Raw genomic sequence first — 12189 nt, 5'->3', positions numbered from 1 at the left:
AATTCGGCACTTCCTCCTTGATGTTTTTTCTTAAAGTTAGGATACTTAGTACGACCAGCAAAGAAGTTAGTGAAAGCTGTTTGTAAATGTCTTAACCCTTGTTGTAAAGGTACACAGCTAACTTCGTTTAAAAACTCTAATTCTTCTTGTTTTTTCCACTCGGTCAACATTGAAGAAGTTTCAGTATATCCTACTCTTTCTTGTCTTTCATACCAAGCTTGTGTTCTGAGATGGAGAGCTTTATTGTAAACCAATCTTACACAGCCCAAGGTGCGCCGCAATAGCGACTCTTGTTCGGGTGTTGGGTAAAATCGAAACGAATAGGCTTTTTCCATATCTCGCATTCTAGCATATATCGTGTAAATGCGCTAATATTTAACAGTAAAGCCGTCGTGGAACGACGGGGTTTCAGACCCAAATTTTCGATGATCGGGAAAAGGATTATAGTTTTCGGGAAAGCAAGAGCATGGATTTACAGAAATTCTTAGAACAATTGCCTCAACAGTATCAGGATTGGGGATCGGCTTTAATGTCGCCTATTTCCGAGCAATTAACCCTTTTAAGCCAAAAAACCGCCTCCTATCCCGATCGCAATCTCTTTCCCCTACTCAATTTAGCCGTTGCCTGTCTGCAACCGGACGAGGTTTACTGTCAAGTGGGTTGTTTTCGTCGCGGTAGTTTAGTCGCCGCTTTCTGCGATAATAGCGATCGCTACGGTTATGGCGTAGAAGCTTTTTTTAAATACGATCCATCGGGAGAAAAGCTAACTATATTATCTGAGGATTTGGAGGATTTTCAACTATCAGAACAGATATTTTTAAGCGATCAAGAAACGGAACCCTTTTTCGATGATCTCGAAGAATTAAACAGTGAAGAAAAGCTGGGAGTTTATTACTACGATGCCGCCGAAGACTATCGATCGCTCTTCATCTCCTTACTTTTCGCCAAAAAATTCTGGTCTGATTCCGCTTTAATTATCATCAATAAATGTCAGCATCCTGCTCTCCAACAGGCCATAAAAGATTTTACTAAAACCCATCCCCAAGCCCAGATAATTTTAGATGATCAAGTGGCTAATCACGGTTTGCTTGGTTTGAAAAATATTTGTTTATTAGCTTGGAATGCTTCCCCGGGGATAACAGCGCTAAAATCCCCGAAAAAACTGGTTTTAAATGTGGGTTGTGGTCCCTATAATCCCGAAGCTTTACCCCAACTATTCCGCGATGGCAATTGGCAAGAAATTCGCCTCGATATCAATACTGCCGTTAACCCGGATATTTTAGGAACTATTACCGATTTAAGTGCCGTTCCCGATAACTCCGTCGATGCGGTTTTTTCTAGTCATAATCTAGAACATATTTATCATTACGAAGTTCCCATCGCCCTAGAGGAATTTAAACGCATTCTTAAACCCGAAGGCTTTTTGATGATCGTAGTTCCCGATATGCAAACTGCCGCCGAATTTGTCGCTAGAGGCGATATGGAAAATGAACCTTTATATATTTCTCCCGGAGGTCCCGTGCGCGCTTTGTGGATGTTTTACGGCATGGGAACAGAAGTGCCTGGGATGCCCTATATGGCTCATAAAACTGGTTTTACCTCTCAAAATCTCAACCAAAAATTACAAGAGGCAAATTTTGCCAGAGTCGAGGTAATTCGCACGGAATTTGAGTTAGTTGCTTTTGGGTATAAATCAGAGATTGGGGATAGGGAAATGGGGGGATAGGGAAATGGGGAAATGGGGGGATAGGGAAATAGGGGGATAGGGAAATGGGGAAATGGGGAAATTTTAACTAATCCCTCAAAACCCCAAAACCCTAAAACCCCAAAACCCTAAAACCCAACACCCAACACTCATGTTTACTTCACGGAAGCAGAGGAAAGATTAGCAAAAATTGCCCGCAATTGTGGGGAGATTCTTTCCCTTTGATTGATTAAATAAATACTAACAAGGGTTAAAGATACCCCCACCCATTGCAATACACTTAACATCTCACCGAGGAATAAATTCCCGAAACTGAGGGCAAAAACCGGAGTTAAAAAAGTTAAAGAACTTAAACTGGTTAAATTGCCCTTGGCGGCTAAATAAAAGAATATTCCATAGGCGATCGCACTACCAAAAATCGTGGCATAACTTAAAGCTAACCAACCATTTAAATCTATATTCTGCCATTGATGGGATTCGGTGAAGGCTGAAGCTAAAAATAGGGGCAATCCCCCTAAAATCATGTGCCATCCTGTGGCGCTGACGGGATCCGCATGACGACAGACAAACCGGATTAAGACTGTTCCCACCGCCATGGATAGGGAAGCCAAAAGCATCAGCATTTCGCCGCTATTTAGTAATTCTTGCCAGCTAAAGTCAATATTTACCGCTTTTTGTCCAAAAAAGTCATAAAACCATTGATCGGGCAAGCCGATTAAACTAATTCCCCCAATCCCTAAACCCAATCCCAACCATCCCCAGACACCGATAACTTCTTTAAATAGCCAACTGGACATTAAAGCCACCGCTAGGGGTTGGGAGTCAATAATTACCGATCCTAACCCCGCCCCGGTGCGATTTAATCCCAATGCCAGAAAACCTTGAAAAAGAGTGGCATCCATCAGAGCAAAAAGGGCAATCCATAGCCACGCTTGCAGGGTTTTGGGCTGAGGACGACCTAAAAACCAAGCTACTATTAAAACTAACATTCCGGCGGGGACAAGGCGAATTCCCGCCATAAATAGGGGGGTGGTGTGGGGGATAACACCCTTCATCGCTACCATCGCTGTTCCCCAGAGAAAAAACGGTGAGATAAATAAGAGGGGCGAGGATTTCTTTAAATCTAGGTTTTCCATAGGTAGGGTCTGCTGAAAAAGTTTTTCGTAGGGACAGGGTGTGGGGTGTGGGGTGCGGGGTGTGGGGTGTGGGGTGTTTTCAGAGAAAAAGTACCTGAATTTTACCCCGATCGCTTCCAGAACTGGTACTTTTTGATTGACAAAAAGTCTGAAAGTATTACCCAAAAAGGTTTTTAGATTTATTCAGCAAGCCCTAGGTAGGGTTTGCTGAATAAATGTGAAATATAGACGAGGTAAGGGTTTTAGTGGCTTGTTTCGCTCCCACAGGTGCAAGATTTTGAGAGAATCGTGGTTCCAAACCTTGCTTCTTCGGGGCGAAGCATTCGGGCATAACCTATCGCTGAAACCGTAGATTTCCTATCCGAATGCTTCGCCCCTACTTTTTCAGCAAACCCTAGGTAGCGATCGAGTGTTGTAGATAACAAATTTCTCTAATTGTATAGTAGAGACCGAGGATCGGCTCTTAATTCTCTTGACTTTCTCCTAACTGATTTTCCTCTAAAGCTGTTATTGGTTTTTCTTCGCTCGATCCGATCCAGATCGCGATCATCCCAGCGATAGGAATGGAGAGAAAAACCCCTAATAATCCCGCAACTCTTTCGCCGATAAAGAGGGATAAAAATAAAATTACTGGGTTTAATTCTAGGGCATTGCCCATAACTTTAGGGCGAATAATATTATCTTGAATTTGCACCAAGACAACACAGACAATAAAAGCTTTAACGGCAATTGCTAGTCCCTGGGAGGTAAAAGTCAAGATAGTTACCAGCAAAATGCCCAGGGTTGCCCCGATACCCGGGATAGCATCGATAACACCGAGAATGCTCGCTAAAATTAGCCCATATTTGATTCCCAATAGGGAAAAACTTAAGAAACTCGTCACGGATAAAAAGAGCATTAACAACAGTTGCCCGCGAATAAATCCCAGAAAACTTTGTCGAAAAGACTTGGCAAAACGCTCCCGGTATGCTATGGGGAGAAGTTGCAAAAAACTTCGCCAGAGTTTATCACCGTCGATGAGCATATAAACACTGATCACCGCCCCGAAAATGCCCGTAAAGACACTGGAAAAAACTCCCTGTACGAGCGATAAACCCGTGGCTAAACCGGTTTGTAAGCTTCCCACCATTTTATTTAAATCTAATCGATCAAGAAAGTCTTGAAAGGGTAAAAAATCTTTTTGACTAAGGGCATCGGTAAGATTGAATAGTAGTCCTCTCCCCTGATTAACTGCTTCTAATCCTATGCCTGTGACTAATCTAAATAGGAGGATAAAAGCTACTAGGGTGGTAATAGCAATGGCTAGTCCTCTCGGTAGATAACGGGATAACCAAACCACGGGATAATTTAATAGAGCGGCCAGGACTGCCGAACCAGTAAAAATAGCGATCATCCCGTAGAAATAGTTAATTAAGATAATTAGACTCCAGCCACAGCCAAATAATAATAGATAGCGCACTAGAATCGAGTTATTCAGAGTTTTCCAAAAGGAGCTAGAAGGGGGCATAAATAAAGCCAGAAATAAGATTTTAGCATTTAGAATTGTTTTAACAAAGCTTCCCGCATGACCGAGACGGGGACGGGTTGACCTAACCAGATTTCTAGTGCGATCGCTCCCTGATTAACTAACATTTCTAACCCATCAATAATTCTGATCCCTCTAGTCTGGGCCAACCGGAGAAATTTGGTCGGCCGGGGATTATAAATCAGATCGTAGGCGATCGCCGATGGCGGTAAAAGGTCTAATAATTCTAACTCAACAGGGGATTGTTCGCCCTGGGGGGACATTCCGATCGGGGTAGAATTAATCAGGAGTTCTGTGGTGGATACCAGCCCCTCTAATTCGTCCCAGCTATGCACTTCTAGGAGGTCATAGAGGCTGGTATTCGCCCAACTTTCTTTAAAAGGATCTAATTTCTTTTGATTGCGTCCTACCACATGAATTTCGCCACAGCCCAACTGGGCGCAAGCCACCACCACCGCCCGGGCAGCGCCGCCATTGCCTAAAATAACTGGATTCACCCGACTCCAATCTTTGTCAAGGGATTTCAAGGGTGCGAGAAAGCCATCCACATCGGTATTCGTTCCCTGCCAGCCGGTTTCCGTGCGCCAGACGGTGTTAACTGCGCCCACTAGCCTTGCTTTCTCCGTAATTTGCGATAATAAGGGAATAATTGCTAATTTATGGGGAATTGTGACGCTAAAACCCTCTAGATCAATGGCGGCCAAGCCAGCGATCGCAGTTGCTAAATTTTCCGGGGCGATAGGTAGGGGAAGATAGACATAATTTAGCCCCAAGGCATCGATAGCGGCATTGTGCATGGGGGGAGAAAGAGTATGGCCGATGGGATCGCCGATTACGCCTAATAACTTGGTTTTTCCGTTAATAATGGTCATAAAAAAAGGTGGGCTTTCCCCACCAAAGTTTGCTCTCAAGGGTGGCCAATGCTCACCTTACTATACTAGGGTTTGCTGAAAAAGTTTTTCCTGGGGGCAGGGTGTGGGGTGTGGGGTGTGGGGTGTAGGGTTTTACCGATTTTGAGGGGGTCAATTACCTAATTTTCAGGGAAAAAGTCCAGGGATTTTTCCCTCGATCACTCCCAGATCCATTACTTTTTGATGGCCAAAAGGTCTAAAAGTTTTACCCAACAAGGTTTTTAGATTTATTCAGCAAACTCTATACTATTTCTTGATTTCGCGGGCCATTTTCAGGAAAGGATTGATATTGTCATCGTTAGCGCGACGAACGTTATCATTAGCAGCGTTAGCCTTACTATTAGCCTCGGAAGTAGCCGATTTTGCCACAATACCGTTATCGGTGACTTTGCTGACTTCCATAGAAGAAATCTGTTTAATCGATTCGCCACCCTTTTTATTCGAGGCAGTTTTCGGGAAAGTACGTCGGATCGTGATCGGTGTCCGCATAAAGTCGATATCACCGAGAGTTTTAGCGTCATCGGGTTCCAAGTAAAAAGCCTCTTTCGGTTCCGGTGCGCTCATATCCATCGGTTCATCGACGTATTTCGTCTTATTGCCAAACAGGCCAAAGAATCCAGCCATTTTCTCGCTCTCCTAAATAAATATATTTACCATAAATTGCTGCTCATTGTTAAATAATATCAATATTTATGACAAAAAGCCAGGTAGCCATCTATCAGTTATCAGTGATCAGTTATCAGATGTGAGTTTTCAGTTCACTGATTACTGTTTACTGTTTACTGATCACTGAAAAGCTTCCCACACCCCACACCCCATCACCCCACACCCTACACCCCACACCCCACACCCCACACCCCATCACCCCATCACCCCATCACCCCACACCCCACACCCCACACCCCAATCAACGCTGTTCTAACCTACGACTGGCTAGGGACATAGAATAACAGAAAATCCAGTAAATAAACGCCAAAAATAGATAAACCTCTGGATAATCGCCGATAAATTTCGGATTAGCTAAAACCGATCCTGCCATACCCAAGAGGTCCACCAGTCCCACGATCGCCAGTAGAGAAGTATCCTTAAATAAACTGATAAATTGACCAACAATAGCGGGAATGACCGCTTTTAGAGCTTGGGGTAGAACGATCAATAATAAAACGAAAATCGGTTTTAAACCCAAAGCTTTGGCCGCTTCAATTTGACCTTTGGGAATCGCTTGTAAACCACCGCGGACATTTTCGGCCAGATAGGCTGCTGCAAAAAGGGTAAATCCTGCGATCGCTCTGATTACCCGTTCCGGTCTCGTCCCGGCGGGTAAAATCAAGGGTAACATCACCTGAGCCATGAATAAAATTCCCAACAAAGGTAAACCGCGCAATAATTCGATATAACCAATAGATAGCCAACGAATTGCCGGTAATTCACTCTGTCTCCCCAGGGCTAATAATACCCCCAAGGGGAAAGATAAAATCATACTGGCGATCGCTACTAATAAAGTTAAGATTAAACCACTGAGATCATCGAGGGGAATTGCCTTTAAAAATAATCCTCCCAATAGTAACCAAGCAATTAAAGGTAAAGTCAATAACCAGAGCAATCCCCACCAGCGTTGGAGAAAAGCGGGGCAATCGGGGAAGCGACCCCGGTTTAATTGCCAAGAAAACAGTGATAAAGCCGCAAGTATCGTTAAAATCAGCCAAATACGCCATATTGACTGTTCTGGATAACGACCGACCACAAATAAACCGAGATTTTCCGTCACTACAGCCCATTTTGCCCGATTTATCGCCCAATCGAGAAAACTTAAGCCCCCCCAGAGGCTGAGAAATAGACCCGCAAGGGTTAAGATGACGTTGTACCAAGTGTTAAAGAGATTTTTTCTTAACCAGAGTCCCATAAAATTCCCTAACCTCTACAGTGGTGATCCTCGTACTTTTTCAGTACAATGGTGCTATTAGAAAAATTCAGACTAATTTTCGACCATGAACAGTTGCATTTTAATGGCTAAAATTGTCCGTCGTCCCGAATTACGTTATACCCAAGATAATCAAACTCCCTACGCTCAAATGTTAGTCGAGTTTTCTGCCAATCGTGCCGAGGCAACCCCGACTAATTTAAGGGCCGTAGCTTGGGGAAATTTAGCCTCAGAAGTCGCTCAGAACTATCATGAAGGCGATCAAGTAATTTTGGAAGGTCGTCTCTCCATGCAGACGATCGATCGTCCCGAAGGTTTTAAGGAAAAACGGGCCGAATTAGTTATTAGTCATCTCTATCATCTTGACGGCAGCGTGAGTAGCGGTGAAATGACGGCCCCGACTCCAGAAAAAGTCGTACCAATCAATACCCACAAATCGAATAAAACCCAGGTGGAAAAACCCGTCGCACCTGTCTCCCCCGGGGACTTTGAATACGACGCATCCTATGAACTTTCTAATCCTTCCGCTTGGCAACCTAGCGACACATCGGTGGAGGAAAATTTAGACGATATTCCTTTCTAATCACCCCGACAGAATGGCTCTTCTCGATTTTGTCTGATAATTTTTGCCTATGGAATCGTGAAATGCTGATCAGGCAAGACTTTCAGTGCTATTTGGCGGATATTCTATCAGTATAGACCTCGTTTCCACACAGAAACCAGAAGAGCCAGTTCTTGCCTTCTAACCCCCTAACTCCCCACCATTGATACTTTTCTTTTGTTGAACGTAGCTCTGAAAATCGGCGAGGGTCAGTTCATCTAACCACTGGTGTCGCTCGGCGGTGTAATCGCCATGGCCGACTTCCAATTGTTGCAGGAAGCGGAGCATTCCCACCACCCCTAAAGAGTCAACTAAAGCTTGATATCCTTGTTTTCTCAGTTCAGCTAATTTCATTGCCATCCTCCTTTGACACTCCCATCGCTAAAAGCGAGGGATTCTCTACCATTACGTTAATTGAATCTCTATATTGTTGAGCCAAAACGCGATCGCATACCGCTCAATTTAGCCATTAGGCATCTCCACCGATCTAGCCAACCTAAGTGAATCACGAATTGCTCAAGCTTGTTGACTCGATCAGGTGATCGCAATAAAATCATAATTGGCAATTAGACTCAATTCTAAAGGATTCATCATGTCAAGTTTTGAAGATCTCAGAAAAATGCAAGCTCGGCAAAAGCAAGAAGAAGCGCGTAAGCTAGAGGAAAGGAAAAGAGCGGAAGCTGAACGTCGTGAAAATCAGTATCGATACAACCAAGCAATGGAAAGCGCCGAACGGGCGAGACAAAGCTTTTCAATGACACAGGAAGCACAAAATAACCGAATATGGCATCATTTCTCCTCCCTAATCCCCGAAATTCTTGATGATTTTGGGCAATTAATATATGGTAATTCCATCGAAAAAAAAGTGGAATATACAAGAGGATTTTTAGGCTTGGGAAGTTCAGAAATAGTTCGTGAAATTTCCCATAAGAATTATCAAGTTAAAGGCTCTTATACCGAATTTATTTTAAGTGCTAGATATTTGAATAGCCCAGGCTATTCTGTGAAATTGCTAACTCAAAATAAGCAATTTACGCAGCAGTATTTAAGACTTGAAAATGGAATTGAAAAATCAGCACAATATAGTGATCGGGCTGATTTTATCATAGAATTTTGTAAAATTTGTTACTTTTGGACAACATCGGAAAGAAGGTGTTCTGTTCCTTGGGAAGATGCTTTATGTGAACGATCAAGTGACAACTATTATGTCACAGATGTTTATGATACGATAGTTCATGAAGACCATGTTAAGGACATGGTAAAATTGCAAAGATCGGATATTGAAAAAGCTTTAACCGAGATCTGGCAGGCTAGAGAAAATAAGGATTAGTGCGTGAGGATGTCTCAATGCAAATTACCCTGAACCTACCTGATAACCTCAGCCAAGCCGAAACCTTTAATCAGGGCGACTGGCTCCGGGAGATTGCCATTGCGCTGTTTCAGCAAGAGCGGATTTCCCTCAGTCGCGCCAGTAAAATTGCCGGGATGGAAGTCATGGACTTTCAAAAACTGCTGGCAGATCGCGGTATTTGTGTTCACTACGATGTAGAAGACTTTGAGCAGGATGTTCAGCATCTGCGAGATCGAGGCTGGCTATGATCGTCGTCAGCGATACCTCCGCCCTTGCCAATCTAGCGATCGTCGATCATCTCTGGTTGCTAGAGTCAATTTATCAAACTATTATTATTCCAGACGTTGTTGCTAGGGAGCTAACAGCCGCAAGCAATCCCATCATTCCAGCCATTCTCCAAGCCGGCTGGATTCAACCCCAACCCCTCACCAACTCCGAAGTTTAGTAGGTTATCTATAAATTTATAAAAACTCAATCCCTCTCTTGCCCAAGATTACAGAGCCTAAAATCCAATAGGACGGTTATCAAGAGCCCAAATAGTTGTGTGAAAACTGTTTGAGAAATTTGTCTTCGATCTTTAGCATACTGAACTCAGATGAGCCGTATATTTATACGGGGAAAGTTCAGGTATATACCCCAAAATAGTCCTACTGATCAGTAATTTTACTTTCAGCGAGAATTTCTTGGAGGACGGGGGATAAATTGCTAGTTAAACGGCCGGATCGAATAAATTCAGCGTAGGTATCAGCTTCGATATCTAGGAGGGTTTCCCGAAGTTGTTCCATTGTTAATAGCTGTAATTGGGGATAACTATCGTTGAGAGATTGTATTTCCGCTTCTACGGTCTTTAACTTTTCTTTGACGAGATGCTGCTCATAACTAAAGAATTCTGGTGCCACATCGGGAGATTTATCTAACTTAGAAAGATAGTCTAAAACTCTTTTTAAAGCTACCCGTCGGGCTAAAAGTTCCGCATAGTTTTCTCGAATTGGTTGATCACCGATCAAGTCTAATCTCGATAGGAAAGTTTGAATAGTTAATCCTTGAACCAAAAGGGTAAAGAGAACAACTCCGAAGACGATATCGATGATATCCTGACGATTGGGAAAAATAACCGGCACACTTAAAGCTAGGGCAATAGAAACGGAACCGCGCAAACCTCCCCACCATAAAACCGTTTTTTCCCGCCAATTAATTTTAGTTTCCATCAAGGCATTACTAACAGTTGCCAAAGCAAAGGTAGCCAGAAAACGGGCCGCTACCACGGCGGCGATCGTGATAAAAATTAAATTGAGATTATCGGCTAAACTGGAGAGACGAATCTGATCGCCGATGAGGAGAAAAACGATCGAATTGACAAAAAAAGCGAGAAACTCCCAGAATTGCGTGACTAATAGCCTCGTACGGGGACTCATGCTGATTCTAGAGCCAAAATTACCCAAAATAATCCCCGTAGTCACCACTCCGATTACCCCCGAACCCCCGAACTCCTCGGTTAATAAATAAGCACCGTAGGCGGACACAAGAGTTAAAGACTGTTCCACTAGGGGTAAATCGAGACGTTGAGTCAGATAGGAAATACCAAAACCCACTAAACAACCCACTGCCACCCCGATACCGATAAAAGCGGCAATCCGGCTAATGGTTGTCTCTAAGGATAGACCACTAGCACCGAGGGGAATTTCCACCAAAAGAGCGAAAGCGACCACAGCGACCCCATCATTAAATAAGCTTTCCCCTTCCAAAAGCACGGTGAGTTTTTTACTGGCCCCTAATTCGCGAAAAAGAGCGACAACAGCGACGGGATCCGTAGAAGAAAGGCTCGCACCCACTAATAATGCCGTAAATAGGGGTAAATTGGTCAATTCATCTAGGGTAAAACCAACCCCGAAAATCGAGATAATTACGCCGACAATAGCGAAAAGACTGACGGGAATCCAATTATCCTTCAGATCTCGCCAGCGCGTATTCCAAGCGGCTTCAAATAGCAAAGGGGGCAGAAAAATTTCTAGAATCAGTTCGGGGGATAGGTTCACCAGACGGATATCGATAAAAGCTAAACCCAAACCGACTATCACTAACAATAGGGTGTAAGGAATCTGGCGAAACCAGCTAAAAATCCTCGAAACCGTGGCCACACTCAGGGAAACGGACAAAACAATTAGAAATTGTTCTAAATTTTGCTTAATGACTTCATCGGTAGCGGATTCTAAACTCATTGGCTGGGAGGCAATCGGTGAGCGGACGTGCAAGAAAAGAACAATCTAAATTATTTGACATCCTCGCCGCCGTAAAACGGACGGCGATTCCCAAACCTCACGATTTGGGTTTCTGCTTCTTTCCCGAAGGATTTTTCGCACCTGCCTTCACAGATTTACTCTGTTCTGGTCTTATGGTCGCTCCACAGACTGACACCGCAAGCCCTGCGGCCAAAATATTTTTACTGGCGTTAATGTCTCGGTCATGGTGAGTCCCACAGTTCGGACAGTCCCACTCTCGAACATTTAACGGCAGCTTTTTCACAATATACCCACAATTACTGCACCGTTTAGAACTGGGAAAACATCTATCTATTTCGATGTAATTTTTCCCGTACCAACGGCATTTATAGGCTAATTGTCGGGTGATTTCTCCCCAGCTTACATCAGATATTGCCTGAGATAATTTCGGGTTTTTGACCATATTCTTAACGGCTAAATTCTCAACCACAATCGTTTGGTTTTCACGAACTAATTGAGTGGTTAGCTTGTGTAAATGGTCTTTCCTGCTATCGGTGATTTGAGCGTGAATCTTGGCTACTTTGATTCTTGCTTTTTCCCGATTCTTTGAGTCTTTCTGTTTTCTAGAAAGATTTTTTTGTGCTTTTCGCAACCTCTGATAATGTTTCTTAAAATGCTTAGGATTAGACACTTTATCGCCGTCGCTGGTAATCACGAGGCTACTAATTCCTAAGTCAATTCCAATGGCTTTATCTGTTACTGGTAAAGGCTTAATCGTTGGGTCATCAAATCTTATTGAGATATGCCAACGTCCAGAAGG

Annotated in this window: 14 protein-coding genes; 5 read left to right on the top strand and 9 right to left on the bottom strand. The window is 43.5% G+C overall.

Going from position 1 to position 12189, the window contains the following annotated elements:
* A partial coding sequence (locus tag EWV68_RS07850) for an RNA-guided endonuclease InsQ/TnpB family protein (RefSeq protein ID WP_287169410.1) occupies nucleotides 1-335 on the bottom strand: 335 nt, incomplete at its 3' end.
* 131 nt (nucleotides 336-466) lie between these two features.
* Here EWV68_RS07850 and EWV68_RS07845 point away from each other — a divergent pair.
* On the top strand, nucleotides 467-1726 hold the full coding sequence (locus tag EWV68_RS07845; protein ID WP_287169409.1) for a class I SAM-dependent methyltransferase: 1260 nt from the start codon (nucleotides 467-469) through the stop codon (nucleotides 1724-1726).
* Nucleotides 1727-1860: 134 nt separating this feature from the next.
* Here the strand turns inward: EWV68_RS07845 and EWV68_RS07840 are convergent, their stop codons facing one another.
* The 5 genes from EWV68_RS07840 to EWV68_RS07820 form a co-directional block, all read right to left on the bottom strand.
* Complete coding sequence (locus tag EWV68_RS07840; protein ID WP_287169408.1) at nucleotides 1861-2841, bottom strand: DMT family transporter; 981 nt, start codon at nucleotides 2839-2841, stop codon at nucleotides 1861-1863.
* A gap of 463 nt (nucleotides 2842-3304) precedes the next feature.
* Nucleotides 3305-4348 carry an AI-2E family transporter gene (locus EWV68_RS07835; RefSeq protein ID WP_287169407.1) on the bottom strand — a complete coding sequence of 348 codons (1044 nt, stop codon included), beginning with the start codon at nucleotides 4346-4348 and terminating at the stop codon, nucleotides 3305-3307.
* A gap of 29 nt (nucleotides 4349-4377) precedes the next feature.
* Entirely contained in the window at nucleotides 4378-5238 is an 861-nt protein-coding gene (locus EWV68_RS07830) for a shikimate dehydrogenase (protein WP_287169406.1), read from the bottom strand.
* 285 nt (nucleotides 5239-5523) lie between these two features.
* A complete protein-coding gene (locus EWV68_RS07825) occupies nucleotides 5524-5901 on the bottom strand; it encodes a hypothetical protein (RefSeq protein WP_002737069.1) in 378 nt (125 codons plus the stop codon).
* A 283-nt stretch (nucleotides 5902-6184) separates the two neighbouring features.
* Nucleotides 6185-7180 carry an amino acid ABC transporter permease gene (locus EWV68_RS07820; protein WP_287169405.1) on the bottom strand — a complete coding sequence of 332 codons (996 nt, stop codon included), beginning with the start codon at nucleotides 7178-7180 and terminating at the stop codon, nucleotides 6185-6187.
* An 85-nt stretch (nucleotides 7181-7265) separates the two neighbouring features.
* On the opposite strand from EWV68_RS07820, the gene EWV68_RS07815 reads away from it, so the two are divergent.
* Nucleotides 7266-7781 carry a single-stranded DNA-binding protein gene (locus EWV68_RS07815; protein ID WP_287169403.1) on the top strand — a complete coding sequence of 172 codons (516 nt, stop codon included), beginning with the start codon at nucleotides 7266-7268 and terminating at the stop codon, nucleotides 7779-7781.
* A gap of 159 nt (nucleotides 7782-7940) precedes the next feature.
* Here the strand turns inward: EWV68_RS07815 and EWV68_RS07810 are convergent, their stop codons facing one another.
* Entirely contained in the window at nucleotides 7941-8153 is a 213-nt protein-coding gene (locus EWV68_RS07810; protein WP_002758270.1) for a hypothetical protein, read from the bottom strand.
* 238 nt (nucleotides 8154-8391) lie between these two features.
* Between EWV68_RS07810 and EWV68_RS07805 the strand changes: the two genes are divergently transcribed.
* From EWV68_RS07805 to EWV68_RS07795, 3 genes are read left to right on the top strand one after another with little or no spacing between them, the layout of a single operon-like run.
* On the top strand, nucleotides 8392-9129 hold the full coding sequence (locus EWV68_RS07805) for a hypothetical protein (protein WP_287169400.1): 738 nt from the start codon (nucleotides 8392-8394) through the stop codon (nucleotides 9127-9129).
* A gap of 17 nt (nucleotides 9130-9146) precedes the next feature.
* Nucleotides 9147-9398, top strand: a complete 252-nt coding sequence (locus tag EWV68_RS07800) for a UPF0175 family protein (protein ID WP_002754345.1) — start codon at nucleotides 9147-9149, stop codon at nucleotides 9396-9398.
* Nucleotides 9395-9595, top strand: a complete 201-nt coding sequence (locus tag EWV68_RS07795) for a PIN domain-containing protein (RefSeq protein WP_287169399.1) — start codon at nucleotides 9395-9397, stop codon at nucleotides 9593-9595. Before EWV68_RS07800 ends, EWV68_RS07795 begins: the two co-directional genes overlap by 4 nt.
* A 202-nt stretch (nucleotides 9596-9797) precedes the next feature.
* On the opposite strand, the gene EWV68_RS07790 is transcribed toward EWV68_RS07795, so the two are convergent.
* Nucleotides 9798-11369, bottom strand: a complete 1572-nt coding sequence (locus tag EWV68_RS07790; protein ID WP_287169398.1) for a Na+/H+ antiporter — start codon at nucleotides 11367-11369, stop codon at nucleotides 9798-9800.
* Nucleotides 11370-11466: 97 nt separating this feature from the next.
* Nucleotides 11467-12189: RNA-guided endonuclease TnpB family protein (locus EWV68_RS07785; protein WP_287169397.1), on the bottom strand; the 723-nt coding region annotated here is incomplete at its 5' end.

This window comes from Microcystis sp. M_QC_C_20170808_M9Col, from assembly GCF_007095495.1.
GTDB classification, from domain to species: Bacteria; Cyanobacteriota; Cyanobacteriia; order Cyanobacteriales; family Microcystaceae; genus Microcystis; species Microcystis aeruginosa.
The sequence above is the reverse complement of the archived record's forward strand: the minus strand, read 5'-3'. Positions and strand labels throughout refer to the sequence as shown.

Coding starts and splice junctions, on each gene's coding strand:
- EWV68_RS07845 (WP_287169409.1), top strand. CDS start 467: ATGGATTTACAGAAATTCTTAGAACAATTGCCTCAACAGTATCAGGAT.
- EWV68_RS07840 (WP_287169408.1), bottom strand. CDS start 2,841: ATGGAAAACCTAGATTTAAAGAAATCCTCGCCCCTCTTATTTATCTCA.
- EWV68_RS07835 (WP_287169407.1), bottom strand. CDS start 4,348: ATGCCCCCTTCTAGCTCCTTTTGGAAAACTCTGAATAACTCGATTCTA.
- EWV68_RS07830 (WP_287169406.1), bottom strand. CDS start 5,238: ATGACCATTATTAACGGAAAAACCAAGTTATTAGGCGTAATCGGCGAT.
- EWV68_RS07825 (WP_002737069.1), bottom strand. CDS start 5,901: ATGGCTGGATTCTTTGGCCTGTTTGGCAATAAGACGAAATACGTCGAT.
- EWV68_RS07820 (WP_287169405.1), bottom strand. CDS start 7,180: ATGGGACTCTGGTTAAGAAAAAATCTCTTTAACACTTGGTACAACGTC.
- EWV68_RS07815 (WP_287169403.1), top strand. CDS start 7,266: ATGAACAGTTGCATTTTAATGGCTAAAATTGTCCGTCGTCCCGAATTA.
- EWV68_RS07810 (WP_002758270.1), bottom strand. CDS start 8,153: ATGAAATTAGCTGAACTGAGAAAACAAGGATATCAAGCTTTAGTTGAC.
- EWV68_RS07805 (WP_287169400.1), top strand. CDS start 8,392: ATGTCAAGTTTTGAAGATCTCAGAAAAATGCAAGCTCGGCAAAAGCAA.
- EWV68_RS07800 (WP_002754345.1), top strand. CDS start 9,147: ATGCAAATTACCCTGAACCTACCTGATAACCTCAGCCAAGCCGAAACC.
- EWV68_RS07795 (WP_287169399.1), top strand. CDS start 9,395: ATGATCGTCGTCAGCGATACCTCCGCCCTTGCCAATCTAGCGATCGTC.
- EWV68_RS07790 (WP_287169398.1), bottom strand. CDS start 11,369: ATGAGTTTAGAATCCGCTACCGATGAAGTCATTAAGCAAAATTTAGAA.